Raw genomic sequence first — 26,598 nt, 5'->3', positions numbered from 1 at the left:
CGCCGACGTCGCCTGCCTAACGTCGCCCGCACAGGGTCACGAAGGGGTGCCGCCCGCGAGGGCAACCAGAGGCAGGGGGACGAGGCGATGGGACACGACCACGAGGGCCAGCGGGTGAGCCGCCGGTCGATCTTCGCGGGGATCAGCTCGATCGGGCTGGGCAGCCTGCTCGCCGCCTGCGGCGACGGCACGCCCGCGACGACGACCAGCGGCGAGGCGGTGTCGCCGGACGCGACCACCTCGGCGGACCTGACCGGCCTGTTCACCGACGCGAACACGTGCCGGCTGTCGCCGTCCACCACGCAGGGGCCGTACTACTTCGACGCGGACAAGATCCGCAGTGACATCCGGGAGGACCGGGCCGGCAGCCGGCTTCGGGTCGTGCTGAAGGTCCAGGACAGCGAGCAGTGCAAGCCGCTCACCAACGCGGTCGTGGAGATCTGGCACTGCGACGCGGCGGGCCTGTACTCCGGCGCGGAATCGCTGTCCTCGGGCGGCGGCGGGCAGCCGGGAGCCGGCGGGCAGCCCGGTGGCGCTCCGCCCAGCGGCGCGCCCGGCGGCGGTCCGGGCGGGACCCCGCCCGGCGGGACCCCGCCCGGCGGCGGTGCCAACGACGGCATGGCCGACCTGCAGCCGGTCGACGACAAGCGCTACCTGCGCGGGGCGCAGGTCACCAACGCCGACGGCATCGTCGAGTTCACCACGATCTGGCCCGGCTGGTATCGCGGCCGCACCGTGCACATCCACGCGATGGTGCACGTCAGCAACTCCCGGGTGCTGACCACCCAGCTGATGTTCGACGAGGCGCTCAACACGAAGGTGTTCGCGGCGGCGCCGTACGCGTCGCACAGCGGGCGGGACACCTTCAACGACGGCGACGGCATCTTCCAGGACACCATGCTGCTGAAGGTCACCGAGGACGGCGACGGCCACCTCGCCGTGCTGGTGCTGGCCGCCGACTCGGACGCCGACGGCAGCTGAGCGCCCGGCGGCCGATCAGGGGATCGGGCGGGCGTACCGCACGACCGGCACGTCCGCGGGGCCGATCGGGGTGGTGCGGGTGACGCCGTCGGCGGCCCAGCCGCCCCGCTCGTAGAAGCGCCGGGCCCGGGTGTTGTCGCTGACGACGTACAGCATCGCCCGGTGGTGGCCCAGGGCGGCGAACTCGGCCAGGCAGGTGTTCATCAGTGCCAGCCCGACGCCCGAGCCGACCGCGTCCGGGCGGACGTGGATGGCGTTCAGCATCCCGGTGCCCGCCGGGGCCTGCTCCTCGGCCCCGGCGGGACCCAGGTAGCAGAAGCCGAGCACGGTGTCGCCGCGCACGGCCAGGTGCAGGCGGTGCGTGTCCGCCTCGACGGCCCATCGCCGGGCCCACTTCGCCTGCTGGTCCGCGGCGGTGATCTCCGCCAGCTCCTGCGGCGTGAGCAGTTCCCGGTACGCCGACCGGCGGCTCCGCGCGTGCAGCTCACCGATCGCGGCCACGTCCTCGGGCGCGCCGCCCCGGCGGATCGTCAGCGTCATGCCCGGCACGTTACCGGCTGCCGCTGTCCGCCGTGGAGCCCCATGATCGCTCAACTTGCCAGGCACCTGTGCGTATCTTGAGCCGCCTTTCGCCCACTTGCCAGGCAAATCGGACGATCATGGGGACCCGCTTCCGGTCGGGAGGGAGGGCGGCGGGTTCCGGAAACGCGGGGACGCGTCTACGAAAGTTTCGGAACCGCGATGCGGCCTCCGAATTCGACGGTGTGGGTGACAAAGTGGCTCGCAACCCTTGTCTGTACGCCGGATCAGGGTGCTAGGGTGCGATGGCTGATGCCTCAGTGGCGAGGCGTGAATACCGGAAACTACCGGAAGTTCAGTCATTCCGGGTGGAAGACAGGCAGGGCGATGTCGACCCACAAGGACGCCGCCACCGCGGCCGTGACCGACCTCGGATCCGACGACCAGCCCTGGCGCGACGTGACGCTGCCGGTCGAGCGACGCGTCGACGACCTGATCCGCCGGATGACCCCGACCGAGAAGATCGCCCAGCTCTACAGCGTGTGGCCCGGCGCGGGCTCGGACGGCGACGACGTCGCGCCGTATCAGCAGGACATGGTCGAGGACGGGTTCGACTGGCAGACCCTGATCGCCGACGGGCTCGGGCAGCTGACCCGCCCGTTCGGCACCGCCCCGGTCACCCCCGCCGAAGGCATGGCCCGGCTGGCCGGCCTGCAGGAGGCGATCGTCGCGTCCGGACGGTTCGGCATCCCCGCCCTGGTCCACGAGGAGTGCCTGACCGGGTTCACCACGCACGGCGCGACCATCTTCCCGACCGCGCTGGCCTGGGGCGCGACCTTCGACCCCGACCTGGTCGAGCGCATGGCCGCCGCGATCGGCCAGGGCATGCGCGCCGTCGGCGTGCACCAGGGCCTCGCCCCGGTGCTCGACGTGTCCCGAGACGCCCGCTGGGGGCGCACCGAGGAGACCATCGGCGAAGACCCGTACCTGGTCGCGACGGTCGGCACCGCGTACGTGCGCGGGCTGGAGTCGGCCGGGATCGTGGCCACGCTCAAACACTTCGCGGGCTACTCCGCGTCCCGGGCCGGGCGCAACTTCGGCCCCGTCGCGATGGGACCCCGCGAGCTGGCCGACGTGATGCTGCCGCCGTTCGAGATGGCATTGCGCGACGGCGGCGCGCGCTCGGTCATGCACTCGTACGCCGAGATCGACGGCGTGCCCGCCGCCGCCGACGGCAGGCTGCTCACCGACCTGCTGCGCGGCGCCTGGGGCTTCGACGGCACGGTGGTCGCCGACTACTTCGGCATCACCTTCCTGCACTCGCTGCACGGCGTCGCGGGCGACCTCACCGCCGCCGCCGGGCTCGCGCTGGCCGCCGGCGTCGACGTCGAGCTGCCGATCGTGCGCTGCTACGGGCGGCCGCTGACCGACGCCGTGCAGGACGGCGCCGTCTCGATGACGCTGGTGGACCGGGCGGTGCGCCGGGTGCTGCGGCAGAAGTGCGAGCTCGGCCTGCTCGACCCGGGCTGGACCCCGCCGCGCGCCGGCACCGTCGACCTCGACCCGCCCGCCACCCGCGACCTGGCCCGGCAGCTCGCCGAGCAGTCGGTGACGCTGCTGGCCGACGACGGGGTGCTGCCGCTGCCGCCGACCGCCTCGATCGCCGTGGTCGGGCCGCTGGCCGACGACGCCGACGGCATGCTCGGCTGCTACACCTTCCCGCGCCACGTCGGCCTGCACCACCCGGGCCTGCCGCTCGGCGTGTCCATCCCCACGGTGCTCGAATCGCTGCGCGCCGAGCTGCCCAAGGCGACGCTCACCCACGCCGCGGGCTGCGCGGTCGACGGCACGGACACCGCGGATCTGGCCGCCGCCGTCGCGCTCGCCGAGCAGGCCGACGTCTGCGTCGTGGTGCTCGGCGACCGGGCCGGCCTGTTCGGCAAGGGCACCTCCGGCGAGGGCTGCGACGTGCCCGAGCTGCGGCTGCCCGGGATGCAGGAGCGGCTGCTGGAGGCGCTGCTGGACACCGGACGGCCGGTCGTCGCCGTGCTGCTGTCGGGACGCCCGTACGCCCTGGGTGCGTGGGTGGACCGGCTGGCCGCGGTCGTGCAGGCGTTCTTCCCCGGCCAGGAGGGCGGCCCTGCGGTGGCGGGCGTACTGGCCGGGCGGGTCAACCCGTCGGGGCGGCTGCCGGTCGGCGTGCCGCGGCACCCGGGCGGGCAGCCCGCGAGCTACCTCATGCCGCCGCTCGGCCACGCCACCGAGGTGAGCACCGTCGACCCGACGCCGCTGTTCCCGTTCGGCCACGGGCTGTCGTACACGAGCTTCGCCTGGGAGCCCGAGCCGCGGCCCGAGCCGGAGACGGACTGCCCGACCGACGGGGCGGTGCGGGTGGCGCTGACAGTGCGCAACACCGGCGAGCGCGCCGGCACCGAGATCGTGCAGCTCTACCTGCACGATCCGGTCGCCCAGGTCACCCGGCCGGTGCAGCGCCTGATCGGGTACGCCCGGGTGGCGCTGGAGCCGGGCGCGGCGCGCCGGGTGGAGTTCACCGTGCCCGCCGACCTGTCCGCGTTCACCGGCCGCGACGGGCGGCGCATCGTCGAGCCGGGCGACCTGGAGCTGCGCCTCGGCGCGTCCAGCGCCGACATCCGGCACACCGTGCGGGTGCGTCTGCACGGCCCGGAGCGCGTCGTCGGCCACCAGCGCAAGATGACCTCGGAGGTCACCCTCGCCGACGTAGCGGAGTGAGTGCGGCAGCGCCGTCACCATCCACGCACGACTGCTTCACCAGGCGTCCGCACCGGCTGGTGTCCGCCGCCCGCCGGGAGTAGACCGTGGGTGACGCACACCGGCGCGACGGCGGACGGGGACGGCGATGGGTGGCACGGGACGGCAGATGACGGCCTTGGTCGTGGCGGTGGTGCTGGCCGGAGGTTGCACGCTCGGCGAGATCTTCGCGGACTACGGGGACCCGGTCGAGCCGCGCCCGGCGGACGTGGTCGGCACCTGGCGCGCCGACGACCGGGAGATCGTGTTCGGCGAGGACGGCGCGTTCACCGCCACCCGCCTGCCGTATCACGCGCTGCACGAGGCGCACCGGGGCGCTTTCACCCCTGACGCCCGCATCGACGGCGCGGGGACGTGGCGCATCGAGGCTCCCGCCACCGCGCCCGACGGCCCGCAGACGGTCGTCCGGCTGACCTTCCGGCAACTCGGCACCCACGAGGTGGAGACCTACCTGGAGCTGAGCGCACTCGACCAGGACGGCGTCACCTACCTGTGCGTGTTCTACGTCGGCCCGGGCGGCAACAGCTGGACCGCGTACGCCCGATGCGAGCGGGAATGCACCGGGTGACGGGCGGGCACACCGAGACCCACCACCCGATTGATCCGGGGCGGTTCATGCCGCCGATTTCTGGAGTGCGTGAGCCCAGTCTCCGAAGTCCTTGCGTAGCGCAGCCAGACGCTCCGGCGTGACCTGATACTCGGCGAAGTCGGTGTCGGTGATCCTTTCCAGCGAGCGCAGGGCGGTGGCGAAGACATGCACGTCGAAGCCGGGGTCCGCCCGGCGGGCAAGCTCGCGCGCGGTGCCGGACCACTTCAGGTGGCGGGGAAGCGACACGATCCCGGACGTCGGCCCGGTCAGCAGAGCGAGTTCATCGGGCAGCACTACTGGCTTGGCGTGCCGCCCTCTTGCCCGAGACGGCGTCGCGGCCATTGACCCCACCTCCCGACGGAATCGTATCGCCCTCGCCCGCAACGCAGGCTGTGCCGGACGGGGCCACCCGTCCAGCACAGCCTGCGGCGTCACAGCAGGTCAGGCGTCGGTCTTCGCGACGCCGATCGGGCAGCTCATGCCGTTGGGGCCGATGCCGCAGTAACCGTCGGGGTTCTTCGCGAGGTACTGCTGGTGGTAGTCCTCGGCGTAGAAGTAGTCCCCGAGCATCGCGATCTCGGTGGTGATCTGGCCGTAGCCCTCGGCGGTCACCACCGGCTGGAACGCGTCGCGCGAGGCCTCGGCCTCCTTGAGCTGTTCCGGCGTGGTCGCGTAGATCGCCGACCGGTACTGGGTGCCGACGTCGTTGCCCTGGCGCATGCCCTGGGTCGGGTCGTGGTTCTCCCAGAACACCCGCAGGATCTCGGCGTACGAGATGACCTCGGGGTTGAAGACGATCTCCACGGCCTCGGTGTGCCCGGTGTAGCCGGAGCAGACCTCCTGGTAGGTCGGGTTCGGCGTGATGCCGCCGGCGTAGCCGACCGAGGTCGAGTAGACGCCGTCGAGCTTCCAGAAGAGGCGCTCGGCGCCCCAGAAGCAGCCCATGGCCACGACGGCCACCTGATAGCCCTTGGGCCAGGGCCCGGTCAGCGGGGTGCCCAGCACGAAGTGCTCGGCCGGCGGCACGATCGCGGTGTCCCGGCCGGGCAGGGCCTCGGCGGCGTTGACGACATCGAGCTTCTTGTGGCGAAGGAACATGTCTCCAGTGTCCTCCTCTACGCTGGTGGAATGTCTTACGGGTTTGAAACGCTCGCCATCCATGCAGGCCAAGAACCGGACGAGCGCACCGGTGCGGTGATCCCGCCGATCTTCCAGACGTCGACCTACAAGCAGGACGCGGTCGGCTCGCCGCGGCTGGGCTATGAGTACTCCCGGTCCGGCAATCCGACTCGCGACGCCCTGCAGGAGTGCCTGGCGGCGCTGGAGGGCGGCTCGCGCGGGCTCGCGTTCGCCAGCGGCCTGGCCGCCGAGGACACGCTCATCCGCACCGTGTGCAAGCCCGGCGACCACGTGATCATTCCCGACGACGCGTACGGCGGCACGTTCCGGCTGTTCGCGAAGGTGGCCGAGCGCTGGGGCCTGTCCTGGACGGCGGCCCGGATCTCCGACGTCGACGACGTGCGGGCCAAGATCACCACGAACACGAAGATGATCTGGGTGGAGACGCCCACCAACCCGCTGCTCGGCATCGCCGACATCGCCGGGCTGGCCGCGGTGTCGCGGGACGCGCACGCGCTGCTGGTGGTCGACAACACCTTCGCGAGCCCGTACCTGCAGCAGCCGCTGGCGCTGGGCGCGGACGTGGTGGTGCACTCGACCACGAAGTACGTGGGCGGCCACTCGGACGTGGTCGGTGGCGCGCTGGTGCTCAACGACCTGGCGCTGGCCGACGCGCTGAAGTTCCACCAGAACGCGATGGGCGCGGTGAACGGCCCGTTCGACGCCTGGCTGACCCTGCGCGGGGTGAAGACCCTGGCCGTACGCATGGAGCGGCACTGCGACAACGCCGAGAAGGTGGCCGAGTTCCTGACCCGGCACCCGAAGGTCAAGCAGGTGCTCTACCCGGGCCTGCCCGAGCACCCCGGCCACGAGCTGGCCACCAAGCAGATGCGCCGGTACGGCGGCATGATCAGCTTCCGGATGGGCGACCCGACGGCCGCCGAGCGGGTGTGCAACACGACCAAGGTGTTCACGCTGGCCGAGTCCCTGGGCGGCATCGAGTCCCTGATCGAGCACCCGGGCAAGATGACCCACGCCAGCGTCGCGGGCTCCGAGCTGGAGGTCCCCGCCGACCTCATCCGCCTCTCCGTGGGCATCGAGACCATCGACGACCTCCTCGCCGACCTGGCCACCGCGCTGGGCTGACCTTCCGGACACGGAAGTCCTGGATCGCTGTCTCGTGTCCGAACCTCGGGTTGAACCGCAGGTTCGGACACGAGACGGCGATCTTCACTTTGGGGCGGGGACGGGGTCAGACCGGGCGGCCGGGTGGGAGGATGCGGTCGGCCTCGATGGAGTAGCCGTCGCCGTAGACGCGAAGTTTGTCGCCCTTGCAGGTGTAGCGCTCGGGGGTGATCGTGGTGCTGAGGTTCTCGCGGTCGCGGACGCTACCGTTGACCTTCCACGTGGTGGTGCCCGTGGCGGACGCGTTGCTGTAGCTGATCATCTCGTCGTCGGCCTCGTAGTTCAGCCGCGTCGAGCCGTTGTGGATCACCTCGTACCGGTCGCCGTTGCGGGTGCCCGTGCGGGTGACCTTGTCCACGGTGACCAGGGTGCCGTCCGCGCCGTAGCTCAGCAGCGTGCCTGCCCCGGTCAGCTGCACGGTCACCCCGAACAGCTCGGCGCTGGAGGTGTAGGACGTCTCGCGCCACTGTCCTATCAGGCACCGCGCGGGTGAGACCGGCGTCGGCGACGGCACCGCGGCGACGGGGCTCGGCGACGGCGAGGGCGACGGCGGCGCGACGGGATCGGGCCGGGTCAGCAGATAGGCGGCAGCGGCGCCGCCGAGGCACACCACGAGCGCGACGATCAGCACGACCACGCCGACCACGATGGGCACGGTCCAATCGCGACGTTGCTGTTCCGGCTGCATCCGCCCAGCATCGCCAATGAATTCCGTTGCGGCAAGGCTCCTGTTGCTCACGTCGCGTCACCGCACTCCATACTGGAGCACCGGTTGTGGGTCACGATGTGGTGGAGGAATGAGATGGCGGACACCTGGGTCGGCGCCACCGCCAAGCAGATCGCGCGAGCCGTGCGACGCGGTGACACGTCGGCGACGCAGGTCGTGGCCGATCACCTCGACTACCTGACGCGCACCGATCCGGTCGTCGCGGCATTCCGCACGGTGCGCGCCGCGGAGGCGGCCGCTGAGGCGGAGAAGGTCGACGACCAGGGCGAGATGGGCAACCTGTCGCTGGCCGGGGTGCCGATCGCGGTGAAGGAGAACACCCCGGTCGCCGGGCTGCCCACGTGGCACGGCTCCGCGGGCGCGCGCCAGGCCGTGGCCGAGGAGGACCACGAACTGGTACGCAGGCTGCGCGGCGCGGGTGCGGTGGTCGTCGGCACGACCCGGATGCCCGAGCTGGGGCTGTGGGGCGTGACCGACGACGACAGCGCGGTGACCCGCAACCCGTGGGCGCTGGACCGAACCCCCGGCGGTTCCTCCGGCGGCTCGGCCGCCGCGGTCTCGGCGGGCCTGGTGCCGATCGCCCACGCCAACGACGGGCTGGGCTCGATCCGGATCCCGGCGGCCTGCTGCGGCCTGATCGGGCTCAAGCCGGGCCGGGGCGTGCTGCCGGTGAACCTGGGCGCCGACGACTGGTTCGGCCTGGTCGAGCACGGCATGCTGGCCACCACGGTCGCCGACGCGGCGCTGGGCTTCGCGGTGCTGGCGGGGCGCACGCCGCAGCCGCTCAGCCAGCCGGGCCGGCTGCGCATCGCGGTGTCGCTGAAGTCGCCCGTGGTGGGGGCGAGCGCCGACGAGGCGAACCGGGGCGCGGTGAGCACCGCCACCCGGCTGCTGGCGGAGTGCGGCCACGACACGCTGACCGCCGACCCGGCGTACTCGACCTCGATCGGGCTGCGCGGTCTGGCGACCTGGTTCGCCGCGGCGTACCGCGACGTCGAGGCGGCCGGGACCGAGCGGTGGAAGCTGCAGAAGCGCACCCGGCGGCACGTCGCCGCGGGCGGCTGGGCCTGGCGGCGCGGATACGTACGCGAGCAGGACCGCAAGCAGTTCCGCGACGGCTGCCTGGACTTCTTCGCCGGCAACGGGGTGGACCTGCTGCTCACGCCGGTGCTGGCCGGACCGCCGCTGAAGGCCGCCGACTGGCACCGCCGGGGCTGGCTGACCAACGTGGTGGCGAACGTACGCAACGCGCCGTTCGCCGCGCCGTGGAACATCGCCGGCTTCCCGGCGATGACCCTGCCCGTCGGGGTGCGCCCGGACGGCCTGCCCGCCACGGTGCAGCTGATCGGCCCGCCCGGCACGGAACTCCTGCTGCTCGCGGTGGCGGGCCAGATCGAGCTGGCCGCGCCGTGGCGGCGGCACGCGCCCGGGTTCCCGCGCCCGAACTGAACGGCGTCCGTGGCGGGAGGGGACAGCGCGCGGGTTCTTGATCGCCTAGGCTCCGGGCTTCCCCACCTGGAGATCTCTATGCGCTGCCCCCACGGTCTCGCATGGTGTCCCAGGTGGCCGGCCAGAGCGTGCACCGCGGCCGGGTCAAGGCGGTCGCCGGCGTGTGGTGGGGCGGCTGGCTGGGCAGCTACTGCATCGGCCGGGTCGTGAACGCGCTGGAGCCCGCCGTGGGCGGCACCGCCGAGGAGCTCCTGTCGTACTTCGACCGCGCGGTCACGGGCGAGCTGGTGGGGCGGGCGTCCTCGCCGTGTCCGGGGCCTGCCTGATCATTCTGATCCTCCAGGTCAGCCGGGCGCAGGCGCTGCGCATCGAGCGCGGCCGGGCCGCGCGCGTCCCCGCGATCGCGCCCGAAGCGCCTGGTGGCACGATCAGTGTGTGACACCTGAGCTGGTCAGCCTGGCCGACATCGAGGCGGCGCGCGAGCGCCTGCGGTCCGTCGTACGCACCACCCCGATCGAGCCGTGCCGGCCGCTGTCGGCCAAGCTCGGCGGGCCGACCTGGCTGAAGTGCGAGAACCTGCAGCGCGCGGGCTCCTACAAGGTGCGCGGCGCCTACGTGCGGATCTCGCGGCTGAGCGAGGAGGAGCGGGCGCGGGGCGTGGTCGCGGCGAGCGCCGGCAACCACGCGCAGGGTGTCGCGCTCGCGGCCGGGCTGTGCAAGACCAGGGCCACCGTGTTCATGCCGATGGGCGCGCCGCTGCCGAAGGTCGCGGCGACCAAGGGGTACGGCGCGCGTGTGGAGTTCGCCGGCAACACCGTCGACGAGGCGCTGGTCGCCGCACAGGAGTTCGCCGAGCGCACCGGTGCGGTCTTCATCCACCCGTTCGACCACCCGGACGTGATCGCCGGGCAGGGCACGGTCGCGCTGGAGATCCTGGAACAGCGCCCCGACGTGCAGACGATCATCACCGGCATCGGCGGCGGCGGCCTGATCTCCGGTCTCGCCGTGGCCGCGAAGGCGCTGCGCCCGGACATCACGATCATCGGTGTGCAGGCGGCCGGCGCGGCCGCGGTGCCGCCCGCGTTGCGGGCCGGGCGACCGGTGCGCCTGCCCAGCATCGCCACCATCGCCGACGGCATCGCGGTCGGCCGCTGCGGGGACCTGACCTTCGCACACATCAGCAAGCTGGTCGACGAGGTCGTCACGGTCACCGACGAGGAGATCTCCCGGGCCCTGCTGATGCTGCTGGAGCGCGGCAAGATGGTCGCCGAGCCGGCCGGCTCGGTCGGCGTGGCCGCCCTGCTCGCCGGCCACGTGCAGGTGAAGACCCCGGTCGTGGCCGTGGTGTCGGGCGGCAACATCGACCCGCTGCTGATGCTGCGGGTGATCGAGCACGGCCTCAGCGCCGCCGGGCGCTACCTGCACGTCAACGTCCGCTGCGCGGACCGGCCGGGCCAGCTCGCGGCGCTGCTCACGCTGATCGCCGAGCAGCGCGCCAACGTGCTCGACGTGGCCCACCAGCGCCACGACCCGCGCCTGCACCTGGGCGAGGTCGAGGTCGAGCTGTCCGTGGAGACCCGCGGCGCCGAGCACTCCGACCAGCTCGTCAGCGCACTGCGCGCGGCCGGCTACGAGGTGGACGTCGACAACGCGTTCAGCTGAGCCAGGCAGGGGATATGGCTGGGCCGGCGCCGCGTGCGCGGCGCCGGCCCTGAACACGTCGTGGGCGGGTCAGCCGCCGAATGCCTCGAAGGAGACCACGGTCACCTTGATGTCCACGCCGCTGGGCGCGGTGTAGGTGACGGTCTGGCCCTTGCGGGCGCCGAGGATGGCCTGGCCGAGGGCCGACTCCGGGGAGTATACGGTCAGGTCGGTGGTCGCCGCGATCTCGCGGGAGCCCAGCAGGAAGGTCTCGGTGTCCTCGGTGTCGTCGTCGAAGTAGATGACGACGACGTTGCCGATGGAGACGCTGTCGCCGCGGGGAGCCTCACCGACGTGGGCGACCCGCAGCAGCTCCTGGAGCTGGCGGATGCGTCCCTCTGCCTTGCCCTGCTCCTCGCGGGCGGCGTGGTAGCCGCCGTTCTCCTTGAGATCGCCCTCCTCGCGGCGGGCGTTGATCTCGGCGGCCATCGCGGGCCGAGCGGCGATGAGGTCGTTCAGCTCGGACTGGAGCCTGTCGTACGCGTCCTGGGACAGCCAGGTGGCGTCAGTCGTGGACACGGGCGTTCTCCTCAGGTCTTACGGGTTCTAGGAAACGTTGCGGCGGTGCGTTGCCCGTCGGGCGCTGCAGTGGTAACTGCCCCAGTGAGCGCGATGGGCGAAGTTACCAACCTACCAGCGACTCACGCCGGGTGGCAGCCCTTAACCTCGCCGGTCACCGGGCGTCCCGTCGTCACCAGGCGATGCGTCACCATGGTGCGCTCCGGATCGGGCCCCGGCCGGACGGTGACCTCCGCCAGGCCGACCTCGGTGCCGGTGGAGTCCCGAGCGCGCACCAGGCAGACCGCGGTGCCGTCGGCGGGCATCCGGACCAGGAACGTCACCGCGACCTGCGTGTCGGTCACCTCGTCGAACGCCGTCACCGACGCTGTGTAGTCTCCGTCACCGTACGCCCGGTAGAGGCGGGCCCCGATGAACGTCATGGCGAGCACGGTCAGCACGGCCAGCACGAGCACGGTCGAGCGGGAGGCGGGACGCTGCTCGCGGCGGCGGCCGTAACGCCCGGCCGGCCACGGCGCGCGCTCGGCCACCGGGCCGGCGGCGGTGTCGGTGGAGGTCTCGGTCACCGGTGGGGGTCCTTCGTGTGACGCGTCAGACGCGTGAGGAACACTGTCAGGGTCGATTCTCGCACGTGGGGAGAGCACGGTGACGCAGCGGCTGCGACTGATGGCGGTGCACGCGCATCCGGACGACGAGTCGTCCAAGGGTGCCGCGACGATGGCGCGGTATGTCCGCGAGGGTGCGGAGGTGCTGGTAGTCACGTGTACCGGTGGCGAGCGGGGTGACGTGCTCAACCCGAAACTGGACCGCCCGGACGTCTGGGAGAACATCGCCGAGATCCGCCGTGCGGAGATGGCCGCGGCCCGCGACATCCTCGGCGTGGACCAGGCGTGGCTCGGCTTCGTCGACTCGGGCTGGGTCGAGGGCTACACCCACGACGACCCGTCCGGCCTGCCCGAGGGCTGCTTCGCCCGGGTGCCGGTCGAGGAGGCGGCGGCGCCGCTGGTCAAGCTGATCCGCGAGTTCCGGCCGCAGGTCCTGCTGACCTACGACGAGGAGGGCGGCTACCCGCACCCCGACCACATCCAGACCCACCTGGTCAGCATGGCCGCGATCGAGGCCGCCGCGGACCCGGCGCGCTACCCGGACTTCGGCCCGGCCTTCGAGGTGCCGAAGGTCTACTACCACATCAGTTTCACCAAGGTGAAGTTCACCGCGCTGCACGAGGCGATGGAGGCGGCGGGGCTGGAGTCGCCCTACGGCGAGCGGCTCAACGACGACTGGGTGGGCGACAAGTCGCCGCGGATCACCACCCGGGTGCCCTGCGGCGAGTACTTCGAGCTGCGTGACGACGCGCTGCGCGCGCACGCGACCCAGATCGACCCGGACGGCCCCTGGTTCCGCGCGCCGCTGACCGTGCAGCGCGCGGCCTGGCCCACCGAGGACTATCAGCTGGTCAGGTCGACCGTGGCGACCGCGATCCCCGAGGACGACCTGTTCGCCGGCGTACGCGCGCCGGCGGTAGCGGATAGGTGAGGCACATGCTGGAGTTCCTGGCCGACAACAACTTCGGCGACACCCGGTCGGGCGACGGTCTCGCCGGGCCGATGGCGCTGCTGTTGATCCTGCTCCTGGCCGCCGCAACGGTTTTCCTGATTCGCAACATGAATCAGCGGCTGAAGCGGTTGCCCGAGACGTTCGATTCGGCGAGCATGAGTGACGGTGCGCGGACGGACTCGCCCGTCACGCCGGACCCTCGCTAGGCGGACCGAGGGAGTCGGACACGGCCTGTCGCGTCAGGCGGAGAGCGCGTCGTCTTCAGCGGGAGACGACGGGCCTCCGCTTCAGGTGCGCTCGGACAGGGGGCACGGATGGGCAGGTGGCTCACGCGCGCGGCGGACGGACTCTATCGCTGGTCCGGTGCTGCCTCGTTGTCGTCACGTGTCCGCATTGTCATAACCTGTCTCGTTGTCACCGCGGTCCTGGTCGCCGGCATCGGCGCGATCCTGGGCGTGCGCGAGGGTGACCTCGGCCAGTTCGGCCTGCTCATCTGCCTGATCACGCTGGCCCACCTGTTCGGGCTGCGGATGCGGGTCGGCTCCACCACCATCGACGTCGACTGGGGCGAGGCCGCGCTGATCGTCGGTTTCATCCTGGTCCCGGTGACGTGGATCCCCGCCGCCGCCGGAATCGGCGTGCTGCTGGCCAAGCCGGTGGTGTCGGTGGTCTCCGGCAACCGCACCAGTCCGATCGAGACGGTGCGCGCCGCCGCGTCGCTGACCCTGTCGGCGGCCGTCGCCGCGCTGGTCGTCTGGGCAGGCGGGGTGCCGGTGGTGCCGATGTCGGCGCAGGCCGCCGCCGTGGTGGTGCTGGCCGCGCTGATCTACCTGCTCAGCAGCGCCGTCCTGCTCGCGGTGCACCTGGCGGTGCGCGACGGGCAGAACATGATCGGGGTGGTCTGGCAGGCGCTGCGCGGCACCCCCGTGATGATCGTCGGCAACGTCGCGCTCGGCCTGGTCGCGGTCCGGCTGTGGGGCAGCAGCTGGCTGTGGGTGCTGCCGCCGCTGCTGTGGCTGCTGCACCAGCTCTACGTGCACCGGGTGCACGAGGACGAGGAGCGCCGCACCTGGCGGGCGTTCGCGCTGGCCAGCCGTTCCCTGCACCGGCTGGACGAGCTGGCCGTGGCGCAGGAGGGCCTGCATGCGGCCCGTTCCCTGTTCCCGGTGCGGGCGGTGGAGCTCACCGTGCTCGGCTCGCAGACCCGATACCGCAGCAGCCTGCGGACCGGCGACGAGGTCCAGTTCGAGCCGGTGTCGGCGGTGCCGCCGGCTGAGGCGGGCCGGGCGCCCGCGGTGACCCGGGTGCTGGAAGTGGCCGGCGGCCGGGTGGGCGTGCTCACCCTGCGGCTGCTGCGCCAGCGCGCCTGGGGCCCCAACGACCAGCACCGGCTGGCCGTGTTCGGGGACGCCCTGGCCGCCGCCCTGCACGACGCCGCGACCCACAGCGCCCTGCGCGAGCTGCGCGAGCGCACCATGTACGAGTCCCATCACGACCCGCTGACCCGGCTGCTCAACCGTGACGCGCTGATGGACCGCGGCGACGCGGTGCTGCGCGGCCTCGACGCCCGCATCCCGGTCGCCCTGCTGCTGCTCGACATGGATCACTTCAAAGAGGTCAACGACACCCTGGGTCACCTCGCCGGGGACGAACTGCTGCAGACCGCCGCGTCGCGGCTGTCCGCCGACGTCGGACACGGCGAGCTGCTGGCCCGCCTCGGCGGAGACGAGTTCGCGCTGCTGGTCACGGACCTGCCCGGGTTGTCCGCCGACCACGACGAGGTCGACCGGCTCAGCGCCGCGAACCTCGTCGCCCAGCGCCGCGCGCGCATGCTGACCGCGGCGCTGGCCAGCCCCACCGAGGTTGCCGGGGTGACGCTGTCCGCCGAGGTCTCGGTCGGGGTGGCCGTGGCGACCGCGGGCGAGTTCGACCTCACCGAGCTGCTGCGCCGGGCCGACATCGCGCTCTACCAGGCGAAGGAATCGGGTTCGCGGGTCGCGGCGTACGACCCGCACCGCGACCGCACCAGCACCGACCGGCTGGCGCTGGTCGCCGAGCTGCGGGCCGCGCTGGCCACCGACGACCAGCTCCACCTGGTCATGCAGCCCGCGGTCGACCTGGACACGGGCGCGCCGTCCGGGGTGGAGGCGCTCATCCGCTGGCACCACCCGCGCCGGGGCCTGCTGCTGCCCAAGCACTTCGTACGCGCCGTCGAGGCCAGCGACCTGCTCGGGCGGTTCACCCGGCACGTGCTCGACCAGGCGCTGACGCTGGCGGCCGAGTGGACCCGGCAGGGCCTCGACGTGCCCGTCGCGGTGAACCTGTCCCCGCGCAGCCTGCTCGACCCGCAACTGCCGGCGGACGTCGACGAGCTGCTGCGCCGCCACGGCATACCAGCGTCCCGGCTGGTCCTGGAGATCACCGAGACGGTGGTGCTCAGCCCGCTGCCCATCACCGACCAGGTGCTGCGGGAGCTGCGAGGGCTCGGCGTGCGGTTCGCCGTGGACGACTTCGGCACCGGCTTCTCGTCGCTCACCTTCCTCACCCGGATCGCGGTCGACGAGCTGAAAGTGGACCGCACCTTCGTCGCCCGGATGGCCGACTCGCGCCAGGCCGCCGCCATCGTGCAGGCGGTCGTCGACCTGGGCCGCCAGCTCGGCCTGCGAGTGGTCGCCGAGGGCGTGGAGACCGCCGACCAGCGGATCGCGCTGCGCCGTCTCGGCTGCGACGCCGGCCAGGGCTTCCACTTCGCCCACCCGCTGCCCGCCGACGAGATCACCGAGGCCCTGCACACCCTGTCCCGGGCCGCTCGTCCCGTCCGCCCGCTCCGCGCCCGTCCGCACACCGCCTGAGGCGGATCGAGGGCAGGCTATTCGCCGGGTTCGGGGTGATTGCGGGCGATATCGTGATCACGTGCCGGTGCAGACCACTGAGGTCGATCTCTTCTCGGTCCTGTGCTGCCTCGCCATCATCGTGCTGGGCGTGGTCCTGGCGCTGACGGTGGCCGGGCGGCGACGACGGCGCGACGCGGGCCCGGCGAAGGACACGGCGCAGCAGCCCGGACCGGCCGACCCGTTCGCCGCGTACAGCACCGTCCAGCTGTCCACGTACGCCAACGGGCAGCTGGTGGCCGTGGACAACGCGGTGCGCACGAGCGAGCAGGAGCTCGGCTTCGCCACCGCCCAGTACGGCGCCGAGGCCGTGACCGCCTTCGCCGCCGCGGTCGCCTCCGCAAAGGAGGATCTGGCCGCGGCGTTCCGCATCCGGCACCAGCTCGACGACGAGATCCCCGAGGACGACACGACCCGGCGGCAGCTGCTGCGGGAGATCGTCGACCGCTGCGGCGCGGTGGACCGGCGGCTGGACGCCGAGGCGGACGCGTTCGAGAAGCTGCGCGCGATGAGCGCCAACGCCGAGGAGCTCGGCCAGTCGCTGCTCGCCCGCGCCGGCGAACTGCGCGGCCGGCTTCCCGGGGCGCAGACCACGCTCGCCCGGCTCACCGACCGCTACACCGACGGTGCGCTCATCCCGGTGGCCGGCAACGTCACCGAAGCCGTCGCCCGGCTCGACTTCGCCGACGAGCAGCTGCGGCAGTCCGCCACCGCGCTCGCCGCGGGCGACCGGGGCAAGGCGGCGCTCGCGCTGCGCGGCGCCGAGCAGGCGCTCGGCCAGGCGGGCAGCCTGCTGGACGTGCTCGACAAGTCCGCCACCGACCTGGACACGGCCGGGCAGAACGTGACCCGGCTGCTGGACGAGATGCAGGGCGAGGTCGCCGCGGGCAAGGCCGCCATGCAGGCCGCGGGCAGGGCGGGCGGGGCGGACCGGATGAACCTGGCGGCTGCGGTGGCCCGCGCCGACCAGGTCGCCGGGGACGTCCGCACGCAACTGGCCAAACCGCAGACCGACCCGCTGGGCATGATGCGCCGCCTGGAGGGTGCCGCGTCCGGACTGGCCGAGGCCATGGGGGGTGTACGCGACGCGGCCAACCGCACCGAGCAGGCCCGCCGCCAGCTCGACCAGGCGCTGCACGCGGCCCGTGCCGCGGTGGACTCCGCGACCGGCTACATCACGACGCGCCGCGGAGCGGTCGGCACGACCGCCCGGGCCCGGCTGTCCGAAGCGCACGCTCTGCTGGACCGTGCCGAGAGCAGCGGCGACCCGGTCGCCGCGCTGGCCGCAGCGGAGCGCGCGCACGACCTCGCCGCGCAGGCCATGGACTCGGCCCGCGACGACATCGAGCGCTGGTCGTTCCCGTCCGGCTACAGCGGCCAGGCGGGCGGCGGCCGCGTGATCATCGGCGGTCCCGGCGGCTTCGGCACGGCGGCGGCAGGCGGCATGGGCGGGGCCGTCCTCGGCGGCATCCTGCTCGACAGCGTGCTCGGTGGGGGCGGCATGGGCGGCTTCCGCATCGGCCTCACCAGCGAGGCCGGCCAGTCCGACAGCGGCGCGACGACCCCCGGTGCGCCGCCGGTCCAGGGCCGGTTCGGCGGCCCCAGCACGTGGATGAGACCGGAGAAGGAATGACAGGGGGAAATTGATCATGGCGGCACAGTCGATCCTCGGGCGGATCACCCAGATGGCCCGCGCCAACATTCACGCGATCCTCGACGACGTCGAGGACCCGCAGCAGATGCTCGACCAGATGGTGCGCGACTACACCGCGAACATCGGCGAGGCGGAGAACGCCGTGGCGCAGACCATCGCCAACCTGCGCCTGCTGGAGGCCGATTCGGCGGAGGCGACGAAGAACGCCGCCGAGTGGCAGACCAAGGCGCAGGCAGCCAGCGCGAAGGCCGACAAGGTGCGCGCGGCCAATCCCGCGGACGCGGACAAGTTCGACAACCTGGCCCGGATCGCGATCGGCAAGCAGATCGCGTACGAGAACGACGTGAAGAGCTTCGGCCCGATGATCGCCGAGCAGACGCAGGTCACCGACCAGCTCAAGCAGGGCGTCATGCAGATGCGGGGCAAGCTAGACGAGCTGCGCCGCAAGCGCGACGAACTGGTCGGCCGGGCCAAGGTCACCGAGGCGCGGGGCCGGGTGCAGGCTTCGGTCAACAGCATCAACACGCTCGACCCGACCACCGAGATCAGCCGCTTCGAGGAGATGGTGCGCCGCGAGGAGGCCCGGCTCAAGGGTCACGAGGAGTTGCAGGCCTCCAGCCTGGACGCCCAGTTCGAGGAGCTGTCCGCCTCGTCGCGCGACCAGGAGATCGAGTCCCGCCTGGCCGCCATGAAGTCCGGCCGCTGACGTCACCACCCGTCCGATGGCTGCGGTTTCGGGGAAACCGCAGCCATCGGACGACGCATGGCTGCACTTTCCCCGAAACTGCCGGGTGTCCGACGCGGTCAGCGGCCGGTGAACGGGCGGCCGGCGTGGACGAGGGTGTGCCAGAGCTGTTTGACGTACTGGAGGAGGTCGTCGGGGGTGCCGTGGGCGGACCAGGCCTGCGGGTGGTGGAGCATGTCGGCGGCGGCGCGGCCGACCAGCTCGGCGTCGAAGGTGCCGCGCGGGCCCGCGTACCGCCGGCAGAGGTCCGCGGCCAGCGGCGGGATCGCCGGGCCGCGGAAGTCCGGGCCCACCTCGGCGGCGGTCAGCTCGAAGCCCGCATGCCACTCCAGGCCGATGCCGAGCCGGGCGGCGAGCCCGGTGAGCAGGTCGCCGTCCGGCGTGCCACGGAAGCTCGGGTCGAGCACCAGCGCCTCGGCGTCCACCGCGAGGTCTACCGCGCCGTGCACCTGCACCTCCAGGTAGTCGTCCAGAGCCCGGCCGGGCTCGACCGCCGGCGCGGCTCCGGCGAGTTCCCGCAGCACCGCCAGCGGGTCGGCGTCGGGGCGGCCCAGGGTCACGCCCGTCTCGCGGGCCTGCTCGACGAGCCCGGCCAGCACCGGTTCGAAGACGGTGAGCGTGCCGACGTCGGCGGGGCCGAGGTGACTGTCGCCGACGGTGACCGTGCAGCGCCCGTTGACCGACGGGCGCAGCCGGACATGGCAGGAGCCGAATCGGGGGCAGGCCCCGTCCGGGTGCCCGAGCAGGTTCAGGCCGCCGTAGCGGACACGCTCCAGGGGCAGCGTGCCGGGCGCGTGGTAGGCGTCGCCGAACAGGGCCGCCTCCCATCGGTCGCGGTCGCCGCCCAGGAAGGCGGTGCGACTGCCGTTGGTGACACCGGTCTCGAACTGGCTCCGGTAGCGGCCGTCGGCAGCCATCGACGCGGCGACGGTGCGCCCGTCGGCCATCAGCCGGTCGGGGTGGAAGTTCAGGGTGACCCGCCCGTGGGTGGCGGCAGCCGCGACGAGCACGGCCAGATCCGGCACGTCGCCGAGCCGCTCCAGCGCCCGAGCCCGCTGCCGCGTCGCGACCTCGGTCACGTGCGCGAGCGCCGCCCGCTGCGCCGTCGTCAAATCCGTCCGCGTATCCAGGAAAGCCGCCCCCGTCATGTCCGCGACCTCATCACACCGACCGCACCGGCGGCAACGTCGTTGTACGAGGGGCCACTCGTCCAGCGGAAAGTGGCACCTGGGCCGCGAGCGCCGTGGCGCGCACCGCCGAACTCGCGCCCATACTCGACCGCGAGCCGGCGGCAACGGCGATCTCGTACGGGCCTGGGAGGCGAAAGAGGAGATGAAACGACACGAGGTTCTCCTGGCCGGAGCCGCCATGGTCGGGTTGGTCCGGCCGGCACGCCCGGCCGGCGAGAGCCGACGGATGGGCGTGCGCCGTTGACGCGGAACGCTCATGTGGTCGTCTGTGCGGCACCTCCCGCAGCCGCGGTGTCCGACCTGGTCGAGCTGCTGATGGCAGCTGGTTGGACGGTTCAGGTCGTCCCCACGGCAGCCGCCGCCGAGTGGCTGGATCTGCCGATGCTGGAGGCGCTGACCGGCAACCCGATCGTGAGCCGGACCCGCAGGCCCGGTGAGTCGCGGCGCGAGAGCCGGCCCGATCTGGTGATCGTCGCTCCGGCCAGCTTCAACACGATCAACAAGTGGGTGGCCGGGATCAACGACAACGTGGCGCTGAGCCTGCTGAACACGACGTTCGGGCTCCAGGTTCCGACGATCATCAGCCCGTACGCGAAGGCCGTGCTGGCCGCCCACCCCGCCTTCCACCGGAATCTCGCCCTGCTCGCGGAGTGGGGCGCGCTGGTGACCGAACGGGACGCGCTGCGCCCTGAGCGCCCGGCCCACCCATACCAGTGGAACGTGATCATGGACTTGATCCCCGCCGGTCTGCGGTGAGGTGCAGTTTCGGGGAAACTGCACGGATCACGATCGACATTCGTGCACTTTCCCTGAAACTGCGTGCCGACGAGCGCGGCGACAAATGGGGCACCGGGGTAGGGGGCGGGGTGTTGTGAGAGGGTGGGACGTGTGAACCGACTCGGGGACGCGACCTCGCCCTACCTGCTGCAGCACGCCGACAACCCGGTGCACTGGTGGCCGTGGTGTGACGAGGCGTTCGAGGAGGCCAAGCGGCGCGACGTGCCGGTGCTGATCTCGGTCGGTTACGCGGCGTGTCATTGGTGTCACGTCATGGCGCACGAGTCGTTCGAGGACGCGGTCGTCGGCGACCTCGTCAACGAGCACTTCGTGGCGATCAAGGTGGACCGCGAGGAGCGGCCCGACGTGGACGCGGTCTACATGTCGGCGACGCAGGCGATGACCGGGCAGGGCGGCTGGCCGATGACCGTGTTCGCCGCGCCCGACGGCAAGCCCTTCCTGTGCGGCACGTACTACCCGAAGGTGCAGTTCACGCGCCTGCTGGAGGCGGTCACCGAGGCCTGGCGCGATCAGCGCACGCAGGTGCTGGAGCAGGGCGAGGCGGTGGTCGAGGCGATCGCGCGCAACCCGATCGAGGGCGGCGGCGAGATCACCAAGGAGCTGCTGGACCACGCGGTGGAGCGGCTGCGCGCCGACTACGACAGCGTGCGGGGCGGCTTCGGCGGGGCGCCGAAGTTCCCGCCGCACATGCTGATGCTGTTCCTGCTGCGCCACCACCAGCGGGCCAAGGACGCCGACGCGCTGGAGCTGGTCCGGCACACCGGCGAGGCGATGGCCCGCGGCGGCATCTACGACCAGCTCGCCGGGGGCTTCCACCGGTATGCGGTGGACGCGACGTGGACCGTGCCGCATTTCGAGAAGATGCTGTACGACAACGCGCTGCTGCTGCGGGTCTACAACGAGATCTGGCGGCTGACCGCCGACCCGCTGGCCCAGCGGATCGCGACCGAGACGGCGATGTTCCTGGTCAACGACCTGCAGACGGCCGAGGGCGGGTTCGCCTCGGCGCTGGACGCCGACACCGAGGGCGTGGAGGGCACCACGTACTCGTGGACCCCGGCGCAGCTGGTGGAGGTGCTGGGCTCCGACGACGCGGCGTTCGCGGCGGACCTGTTCGGGGTGACCGACGCAGGCACGTTCGAGCACGGCACGTCGGTGCTGGTGCTCAAGCGCGACATCGACGACGTCGCGCCGGAGGTGCAGCAGCGCTGGGAGCGGGTGCGCGGGTTGATGATGGCCTCGCGCCGGGAGCGGCCGCAGCCGATGCGCGACGACAAGGTGGTCGCGGCCTGGAACGGGCTGGCGATCACCGCGCTGTGCGAGTTCTGGCGCAACTACACCGAGGTCGGCGACGTGGCCGACGTGGAGAACGTGGACTTCCGCGCCATCGCGGTGGAGGCGGGCGAGCTGCTGCTGTCCACCCACGTCGTGGACGGCAGGCTGCGGCGGGTGTCCCGGGACGGGGCGGTCGGGCAGCCGGCGGGCGTGCTGGAGGACTACGGCTGCGTCGCCGAGGCGTTCTGCGCGTTGCACCAGGTCACCGGTGACGGCCGCTGGCTGACGGCGGCCGGCGCGCTGCTGGACACGGCGGCCGAGCGGTTCCGGGACGGCCAGGGCGGCTTCCATGACACCGCCGACGACGCGGAGCAGCTGGTGATCCGGCCCGCCGACCCGACCGACAACGCCACCCCGTCGGGGCTGTCGTCACTGGTCAACGCGCTGCTGAGCTATTCCGCGCTGAGCGGGGAGCCGCGCTGGCACGAGATGGCCGAGCGGGCGCTGTCGACGATCGTGCCGCTGCTGGCCCGGCACCCCCGGTTCGCCGGGTACGCCGCGTCGGCGGCGGAGGCGCTGCTGTCGGGGCCGTACGAGATCGCGATCGCGACCACGGACCCGGAGACCGACCCGCTGCTGCTGACCGCGATCGAACACGCGCCACCCGGAGCGGTGATCGTGGCGGGTCACCCGGACGCGCCGGGCGTGCCGCTGCTGGCGGGCCGGCCGATGGAGGGTGACCAGCCCACGGCGTACGTCTGCCGGGGGTTCGTCTGCGACCGTCCGGTGACGACAACTGTCGAACTGGCGACAATTCTCGCCCGATAGCACGATATGGGCGGCCAAACGGACAATCCTGGCTAGGCTGAGGGTTCCCCCGACGACCGTGGCGTGCCCGATGCTGCTCCCGCAGCACGGCGCCACCGTCGCTCAGCCTTCCCTGAGGAGATGGTCGCGTGGCCGGTCTCGCCGCTCTGCTGAGCTTCGGCTCCGATCGCAATTCCACCGACACGCTCACCGCACTGTCCCGCGCGCTCGCCCCGCGCGGCTCCGAGGAGGCCCGCGGCGTCTGCGGCTCCGCGAAACTGCTGATCCGCGCCGCGATGCCGATCGTGCACCGGCTGGACGTCACCACGCTGATCGTGGACGGCATCGTCGAGCTGAGCACCCTGGCCCACCGGTACGCCGAGCGCGGGCCGCTGGGCCTGGTCGGCGGGGCCGACCCGTACACCCTGATCATGGCCGATCCGGACGGCCTGGTGCTGGCCCGCAACGGCGACGGCCCGCCGCTCTACTACGCGCGCAGCCGCGGCGCGGTGCTGGTCGCCAGCGAGCCGACCGCGCTGCTGGCCGCGGGGGTGCCCGCCCGGCCCGACCCGGAGACCGTCGCCCGCTTCCTGGCCGTCGGCAGCTGCGACGAGGGCGCGGCCACCTTCTTCGACGGCATCCGCCGGGTGCTGCCGCACCAGGTCGTCGAGATCTCGGCCGGGCACACTGACGGCTGGCTGGTCCGTGCGCACCCGCCGGTCCGGCATCGGGGCCATCCGGTCACCGGCCGGATGGCGCTGCTCGGCGCGGTCGGCGAGGGGCGGCTGGGTGTGCTGCTCGGCCCCGGCCTGCCCGGCGCGGCGGTGCTCGGCACGGCGCTGTCCGAGCGCGCCGAGCCACGTGGCCTGCCGGTGTACTCGGTGAACTTCCCGGGGCTGCCGGCGGACTCGTCCGCGTACGCCTCGGCGCTGCTCGGGCCGCTGCCCGACAGCAGCGTGCGGCATCGGGCGCTGCCCTTCTTCGCCGACGAGATCGACGTCGACGGGTTCCTGGCCGACGTCGGCGAGCCCATGCCCGACCTGTCGTCCTACCTGGCCTGGGCGGTGGCGCGGGCGACCGGCGGCGAGGTCGACGCACTGCTGGGCGCGGGCGGCTGGAGCGGGCCGGTCGGCCACCTGCCGCGCCTGGCCGACCGGGTCGCCAGCCGCTACGGCGTCGCGCTGCGCTTCCCGTACCGGGACCTGGAGACCACCGACGAGGCGCTGCGGGCCGAGCTGCGCGGCCTGGCCGAACGCACGCTGCCGCCGGTCTCGCTGCGCGCCGCCGGGGCCGCGCCCGCCGCCGCGACGCTGGAGCCGCCGCTGCGGGAGATCATGCTGCGGCTGCGTGCCGAGACGATCAGTGCCCTGCTGTATCCGCGCCACGGCGGCACCGACCACGACGGCCTCGCCGTCATGCAGCACCTGCCGACCGCCAACGAGGCCGACGTCGCCCGGCTGTGGCGTCGCTACCTGCTGGAGCGCTGGCTGACTACGGTGCTCGCGCCCTACGAGCGCACCCCTGACGTGCCCGCGTCCCGCCCCGCGCCCGGCCCGGTCGTGATCGCCGCGGCGGGGCAGGACTGGACCACGCACGCCGTGGTCACCGAGCCCGTCGCGGCCGGCGACCGCATCGCCGACAAGTTCGCCTGGTACGTCGCCGAGTTCGCGCACAGCGCGGACAAGAGCGCGCGCCAGGCGCTGCGTCGGCCCTGGCACCTGCTCGTCGCCGCGAAGCCGGTCGCCGTGGCACAGGGCCTGTCCCGGGCCATCTGGGAGATCGAGCCTGGCTCGTACGCCCGCGCGCTGGTCCGGCTCGCCGGGCCCGCCGTCGGGCTCGCCGACCCGTGGAGCATGCAGGTGGCGCTCGACCACGGCGGCGCGACGCGGCTCGGCCTGGCGGTGCTGTGCGCCCGGCTGGGCCGCCGCGCCTGGTCCGAGCGCATCGCCGGGCCGCTGGTCCGCTCCGTCTGCCCGCCCCGCGAGCAGGCCTGCCCGCCCGCGCACCTGGCCGTGGTGCCGCCGCCGCGCGACGCCGACCGGGTCGCCGAGCAGATCGTCGCGGCCCTGCGCAAGACGCTGCCCGACGACGTGTACGCCATGCTGGCCGGCTGCGCCGTGGTTGGTGCGGGGGACGGCGGCATGCGGCTGCTGGGCTGGTCGCAGCCCGGTGAGCCGCCCGCCGGGCTGCTGGAGCGGCTCTGCGAGCGCAACCCCTTCGGCCAGGGCGACGAGCGCACCCCGCTGGTGCTGGCGCTCGCCGCGCCGCGCCGCGTGGCGCAGTCCACTGGACGCAAGGGCGCTAAGGCTTCCGCACGTCGGCGCTGATTAGACTCCTTGCCGATGGACACTCGCACCGGCCTCCCCGTCGTCGGCATGATCGGCGGCGGCCAGCTCGCCCGTATGACCCACCAGGCGGCGATCGCCCTCGGCCAGTCCCTGCGGGTGCTGGCCAACGACGTCGACGAGTCCGCGGCCCTGGTCGCGGCCGACGTCCAGCTGGGCAGCCACACCGACCTGGACGCCCTGCGCACCTTCGCCAAGTCGTGCGACGTGGTCACCTTCGACCACGAGCACGTGCCCGGCGAGCACATCCGAGCCCTGGTCGCGGCGGGCCACAAGGTCTTCCCGGGGGCCGACGCGCTGCAGTACGCCCAGGACAAGCACCTGATGCGCCGCCGCCTGTCGGAGCTGGGCGCGCCCGTGCCGCGCTGGGCGCCGATCGCCTCGGCCGCGGAGCTGGTCGCGTTCGGGCTGCCCGCGGTCGTGAAGACGGCCCGCGGCGGGTACGACGGCCGGGGCGTGTTCGTCGTCAACGACGTCGAGGAGATCATCGATCTGCTGGCCAGCGGGGCCGAGCTGATCGTCGAGGAGAAGGTCGAGCTGCGCCGCGAACTCGCCGTGCAGGTCGCCCGCTCGCCGTACGGGCAGGTCGCGGTGTACCCGGTGGTCGAGACCGTGCAGCGGGACGGCATCTGCGTCGAGGTGCTCGCCCCCGCTCCGGACCTGGCCGAGGACGTCGCGCTCGGGGCCCAGGAGCTGGCCATCCGCATCGCCAACGAGCTGGGCGTGGTCGGCCTGCTGGCCGTGGAGCTGTTCGAGACGCCGGCCGGGCTCGTGGTGAACGAGCTGGCCATGCGGCCGCACAACTCCGGGCACTGGACCATCGAGGGCGCGCGCACCTCCCAGTTCGAGCAGCACCTGCGGGCGGTCCTGGACTACCCGATGGGCGACACCGCGCTCGCCGCGCCGGCCGTGGTGATGGCCAACGTGCTGGGCGGCCCCGAGGGCGGCATGTCGATCGACGAGCGGCTGCACCACCTGATGGCCGCCGAGCCGGGCGTGAAGGTGCACCTGTACGGCAAGCAGACCCGGCCCGGCCGCAAGATCGGGCACGTCACCGCGCTCGGCGACGACCTCGCCGACTGCCGTGCCCGCGCGGCCCGCGCCGGCCACTGGCTGACCTACGGAAAGGCACTCGAAGCATGAGCGAGCGCAGCGAGCGAATCATGGGGTCCGGTGCACATGCCGGAACGCAGCGAAGCGGAGTTTCGGCATGAGCGAGCAGACCCCGGCACCGCTGGTGGGGATCATCATGGGGTCCGACTCGGACTGGCCCGTGATGAAGCCGGCCGCCGAAGCGCTGGCGGAGTTCGGCGTGTCTTACGAGGTCCGGGTCGTGTCCGCGCACCGTACGCCGCAACTCATGATCGATTATGGGCAGACCGCGGCGGACCGCGGCATCAAGGTCATCATCGCGGGCGCGGGCGGGGCGGCCCACCTGCCCGGCATGGTCGCCAGCGTGACGCCGCTGCCGGTGGTCGGTGTGCCGGTGCCGCTGAAGTACCTCGACGGCATGGACTCGCTGATGTCCATCGTGCAGATGCCCGCCGGCATCCCGGTCGCCACCGTGTCGATCGCGGGCGGCCGCAACGCGGGCCTGCTCGCGGCCCGCATCCTCGGCGCCCACGACGCCACCCTGCGCGCCAAGCTCACCGACTACGCCCACAGCCTCACCGAACTCGTCGCCCAAAAGGACGCCGCCCTCCAGGCCACCCTCTGACGGGGACGGTCGCCGGCCCCGCGCCCCGCCCCGCGCCGCG

Annotated in this window: 24 protein-coding genes; 17 read left to right on the top strand and 7 right to left on the bottom strand. The window is 72.8% G+C overall.

Annotated features, from left to right (window positions below):
* Positions 1 to 87: 87 nt before the first annotated feature.
* Positions 88 to 981 carry a peptidase associated/transthyretin-like domain-containing protein gene (locus tag HAV39_RS43300; protein ID WP_191840809.1) on the top strand — a complete coding sequence of 298 codons (894 nt, stop codon included), beginning with the start codon at positions 88 to 90 and terminating at the stop codon, positions 979 to 981.
* Between the two features lie 15 nt (positions 982 to 996).
* Here the strand turns inward: HAV39_RS43300 and HAV39_RS20495 are convergent, their stop codons facing one another.
* Positions 997 to 1,521, bottom strand: a complete 525-nt coding sequence (locus HAV39_RS20495; RefSeq protein WP_239120439.1) for a GNAT family N-acetyltransferase — start codon at positions 1,519 to 1,521, stop codon at positions 997 to 999.
* Positions 1,522 to 1,887: 366 nt separating this feature from the next.
* Between HAV39_RS20495 and HAV39_RS20490 the strand changes: the two genes are divergently transcribed.
* Together HAV39_RS20490 and HAV39_RS20485 are read left to right on the top strand one after the other, a co-directional pair.
* Positions 1,888 to 4,251, top strand: a complete 2,364-nt coding sequence (locus tag HAV39_RS20490; protein WP_191840808.1) for a beta-xylosidase/alpha-l-arabinosidase — start codon at positions 1,888 to 1,890, stop codon at positions 4,249 to 4,251.
* Between the two features lie 148 nt (positions 4,252 to 4,399).
* Positions 4,400 to 4,858: a hypothetical protein gene (locus HAV39_RS20485; RefSeq protein ID WP_191840807.1), complete on the top strand. Its 459-nt coding sequence runs from the start codon at positions 4,400 to 4,402 to the stop codon at positions 4,856 to 4,858.
* A 45-nt stretch (positions 4,859 to 4,903) separates the two neighbouring features.
* Here the strand turns inward: HAV39_RS20485 and HAV39_RS20480 are convergent, their stop codons facing one another.
* The gene (locus tag HAV39_RS20480; RefSeq protein WP_191840806.1) at positions 4,904 to 5,221 is read right to left on the bottom strand and encodes a hypothetical protein; all 318 of its coding nucleotides are present in this window, start codon (positions 5,219 to 5,221) and stop codon (positions 4,904 to 4,906) included.
* 99 nt (positions 5,222 to 5,320) lie between these two features.
* Positions 5,321 to 5,977, bottom strand: a complete 657-nt coding sequence (msrA, locus tag HAV39_RS20475) for a peptide-methionine (S)-S-oxide reductase MsrA (RefSeq protein ID WP_191840805.1) — start codon at positions 5,975 to 5,977, stop codon at positions 5,321 to 5,323.
* Positions 5,978 to 6,007: 30 nt separating this feature from the next.
* Between msrA and HAV39_RS20470 the strand changes: the two genes are divergently transcribed.
* The gene (locus HAV39_RS20470; protein ID WP_191840804.1) at positions 6,008 to 7,144 is read left to right on the top strand and encodes a cystathionine gamma-synthase; all 1,137 of its coding nucleotides are present in this window, start codon (positions 6,008 to 6,010) and stop codon (positions 7,142 to 7,144) included.
* A gap of 106 nt (positions 7,145 to 7,250) precedes the next feature.
* Here the strand turns inward: HAV39_RS20470 and HAV39_RS20465 are convergent, their stop codons facing one another.
* Positions 7,251 to 7,871 carry a hypothetical protein gene (locus HAV39_RS20465; RefSeq protein ID WP_191840803.1) on the bottom strand — a complete coding sequence of 207 codons (621 nt, stop codon included), beginning with the start codon at positions 7,869 to 7,871 and terminating at the stop codon, positions 7,251 to 7,253.
* 96 nt (positions 7,872 to 7,967) lie between these two features.
* Here HAV39_RS20465 and HAV39_RS20460 point away from each other — a divergent pair, with 96 nt between their 5' ends.
* From HAV39_RS20460 to ilvA, 3 genes are all read left to right on the top strand, one after another.
* Positions 7,968 to 9,359, top strand: coding sequence for an amidase (locus HAV39_RS20460; protein WP_239120440.1), 1,392 nt, complete (start codon positions 7,968 to 7,970; stop codon positions 9,357 to 9,359).
* Between the two features lie 113 nt (positions 9,360 to 9,472).
* Positions 9,473 to 9,685 carry a hypothetical protein gene (locus tag HAV39_RS20455; RefSeq protein ID WP_191840801.1) on the top strand — a complete coding sequence of 71 codons (213 nt, stop codon included), beginning with the start codon at positions 9,473 to 9,475 and terminating at the stop codon, positions 9,683 to 9,685.
* Positions 9,686 to 9,794: 109 nt separating this feature from the next.
* A complete protein-coding gene (ilvA, locus tag HAV39_RS20450; protein WP_191840800.1) occupies positions 9,795 to 11,021 on the top strand; it encodes a threonine ammonia-lyase in 1,227 nt (408 codons plus the stop codon).
* Between the two features lie 69 nt (positions 11,022 to 11,090).
* Here the strand turns inward: ilvA and greA are convergent, their stop codons facing one another.
* Positions 11,091 to 11,579 carry a transcription elongation factor GreA gene (greA, locus tag HAV39_RS20445; RefSeq protein WP_191840799.1) on the bottom strand — a complete coding sequence of 163 codons (489 nt, stop codon included), beginning with the start codon at positions 11,577 to 11,579 and terminating at the stop codon, positions 11,091 to 11,093.
* A gap of 122 nt (positions 11,580 to 11,701) precedes the next feature.
* Positions 11,702 to 12,145: a DUF4307 domain-containing protein gene (locus tag HAV39_RS20440; protein WP_239120441.1), complete on the bottom strand. Its 444-nt coding sequence runs from the start codon at positions 12,143 to 12,145 to the stop codon at positions 11,702 to 11,704.
* Positions 12,146 to 12,224: 79 nt separating this feature from the next.
* On the opposite strand from HAV39_RS20440, the gene mca reads away from it, so the two are divergent.
* From mca to HAV39_RS20415, 5 genes are all read left to right on the top strand, one after another.
* Positions 12,225 to 13,115 carry a mycothiol conjugate amidase Mca gene (gene mca / locus HAV39_RS20435; RefSeq protein WP_120316958.1) on the top strand — a complete coding sequence of 297 codons (891 nt, stop codon included), beginning with the start codon at positions 12,225 to 12,227 and terminating at the stop codon, positions 13,113 to 13,115.
* Positions 13,116 to 13,120: 5 nt separating this feature from the next.
* On the top strand, positions 13,121 to 13,342 hold the full coding sequence (locus tag HAV39_RS20430; protein WP_120321494.1) for a hypothetical protein: 222 nt from the start codon (positions 13,121 to 13,123) through the stop codon (positions 13,340 to 13,342).
* A gap of 108 nt (positions 13,343 to 13,450) precedes the next feature.
* Positions 13,451 to 15,988: a putative bifunctional diguanylate cyclase/phosphodiesterase gene (locus HAV39_RS20425; RefSeq protein ID WP_191840798.1), complete on the top strand. Its 2,538-nt coding sequence runs from the start codon at positions 13,451 to 13,453 to the stop codon at positions 15,986 to 15,988.
* Positions 15,989 to 16,049: 61 nt separating this feature from the next.
* Positions 16,050 to 17,660, top strand: coding sequence for a TPM domain-containing protein (locus HAV39_RS20420; protein WP_191840797.1), 1,611 nt, complete (start codon positions 16,050 to 16,052; stop codon positions 17,658 to 17,660).
* A 16-nt stretch (positions 17,661 to 17,676) separates the two neighbouring features.
* Positions 17,677 to 18,387 (top strand): PspA/IM30 family protein, encoded by a 711-nt coding sequence (locus tag HAV39_RS20415; RefSeq protein ID WP_120316955.1) that lies wholly within the window; start codon positions 17,677 to 17,679, stop codon positions 18,385 to 18,387.
* A 98-nt stretch (positions 18,388 to 18,485) separates the two neighbouring features.
* On the opposite strand, the gene HAV39_RS20410 is transcribed toward HAV39_RS20415, so the two are convergent.
* Complete coding sequence (locus HAV39_RS20410) at positions 18,486 to 19,574, bottom strand: DUF3626 domain-containing protein (RefSeq protein ID WP_191840796.1); 1,089 nt, start codon at positions 19,572 to 19,574, stop codon at positions 18,486 to 18,488.
* On the opposite strand from HAV39_RS20410, the gene HAV39_RS43295 reads away from it, so the two are divergent.
* The 5 genes from HAV39_RS43295 to purE all read left to right on the top strand — a co-directional run bounded on the left by HAV39_RS43295 (position 19,506) and on the right by purE (position 26,558).
* On the top strand, positions 19,506 to 20,372 hold the full coding sequence (locus tag HAV39_RS43295) for a flavoprotein (protein WP_280528746.1): 867 nt from the start codon (positions 19,506 to 19,508) through the stop codon (positions 20,370 to 20,372). The genes HAV39_RS20410 and HAV39_RS43295 overlap by 69 nt on opposite strands.
* Positions 20,373 to 20,504: 132 nt before the next feature.
* A complete protein-coding gene (locus HAV39_RS20400; protein ID WP_191840794.1) occupies positions 20,505 to 22,517 on the top strand; it encodes a thioredoxin domain-containing protein in 2,013 nt (670 codons plus the stop codon).
* Between the two features lie 128 nt (positions 22,518 to 22,645).
* Complete coding sequence (locus HAV39_RS20395; RefSeq protein ID WP_191840793.1) at positions 22,646 to 24,823, top strand: asparagine synthase-related protein; 2,178 nt, start codon at positions 22,646 to 22,648, stop codon at positions 24,821 to 24,823.
* 15 nt (positions 24,824 to 24,838) lie between these two features.
* Positions 24,839 to 25,984 (top strand): 5-(carboxyamino)imidazole ribonucleotide synthase, encoded by a 1,146-nt coding sequence (locus HAV39_RS20390; protein ID WP_191840792.1) that lies wholly within the window; start codon positions 24,839 to 24,841, stop codon positions 25,982 to 25,984.
* Between the two features lie 67 nt (positions 25,985 to 26,051).
* Positions 26,052 to 26,558 (top strand): 5-(carboxyamino)imidazole ribonucleotide mutase, encoded by a 507-nt coding sequence (purE, locus tag HAV39_RS20385; protein WP_155369605.1) that lies wholly within the window; start codon positions 26,052 to 26,054, stop codon positions 26,556 to 26,558.
* Positions 26,559 to 26,598: the final 40 nt, after the last annotated feature.

The organism is Catellatospora chokoriensis (assembly GCF_011297315.1).
Lineage (GTDB): Bacteria > Actinomycetota > Actinomycetes > Mycobacteriales > Micromonosporaceae > Catellatospora > Catellatospora citrea.
This window is presented reverse-complemented; position numbering and strand designations above follow the sequence as displayed.

What these genes read in the sequence shown, in the direction of transcription:
- HAV39_RS20490 (WP_191840808.1), top strand. Translation starts at nt 1,888, where the DNA reads ATGTCGACCCACAAGGACGCCGCCACCGCGGCCGTGACCGACCTCGGA.
- HAV39_RS20470 (WP_191840804.1), top strand. Translation starts at nt 6,008, where the DNA reads ATGTCTTACGGGTTTGAAACGCTCGCCATCCATGCAGGCCAAGAACCG.
- HAV39_RS43300 (WP_191840809.1), top strand. Translation starts at nt 88, where the DNA reads ATGGGACACGACCACGAGGGCCAGCGGGTGAGCCGCCGGTCGATCTTC.
- HAV39_RS20415 (WP_120316955.1), top strand. Translation starts at nt 17,677, where the DNA reads ATGGCGGCACAGTCGATCCTCGGGCGGATCACCCAGATGGCCCGCGCC.
- HAV39_RS20495 (WP_239120439.1), bottom strand. Translation starts at nt 1,521, where the DNA reads ATGACGCTGACGATCCGCCGGGGCGGCGCGCCCGAGGACGTGGCCGCG.
- HAV39_RS20410 (WP_191840796.1), bottom strand. Translation starts at nt 19,574, where the DNA reads ATGACGGGGGCGGCTTTCCTGGATACGCGGACGGATTTGACGACGGCG.
- msrA (WP_191840805.1), bottom strand. Translation starts at nt 5,977, where the DNA reads ATGTTCCTTCGCCACAAGAAGCTCGATGTCGTCAACGCCGCCGAGGCC.
- HAV39_RS20485 (WP_191840807.1), top strand. Translation starts at nt 4,400, where the DNA reads ATGACGGCCTTGGTCGTGGCGGTGGTGCTGGCCGGAGGTTGCACGCTC.
- HAV39_RS20425 (WP_191840798.1), top strand. Translation starts at nt 13,451, where the DNA reads ATGGGCAGGTGGCTCACGCGCGCGGCGGACGGACTCTATCGCTGGTCC.
- HAV39_RS20390 (WP_191840792.1), top strand. Translation starts at nt 24,839, where the DNA reads ATGGACACTCGCACCGGCCTCCCCGTCGTCGGCATGATCGGCGGCGGC.
- HAV39_RS20480 (WP_191840806.1), bottom strand. Translation starts at nt 5,221, where the DNA reads ATGGCCGCGACGCCGTCTCGGGCAAGAGGGCGGCACGCCAAGCCAGTA.
- HAV39_RS20465 (WP_191840803.1), bottom strand. Translation starts at nt 7,871, where the DNA reads ATGCAGCCGGAACAGCAACGTCGCGATTGGACCGTGCCCATCGTGGTC.
- HAV39_RS20460 (WP_239120440.1), top strand. Translation starts at nt 7,968, where the DNA reads ATGTGGTGGAGGAATGAGATGGCGGACACCTGGGTCGGCGCCACCGCC.
- purE (WP_155369605.1), top strand. Translation starts at nt 26,052, where the DNA reads ATGAGCGAGCAGACCCCGGCACCGCTGGTGGGGATCATCATGGGGTCC.
- HAV39_RS20430 (WP_120321494.1), top strand. Translation starts at nt 13,121, where the DNA reads ATGCTGGAGTTCCTGGCCGACAACAACTTCGGCGACACCCGGTCGGGC.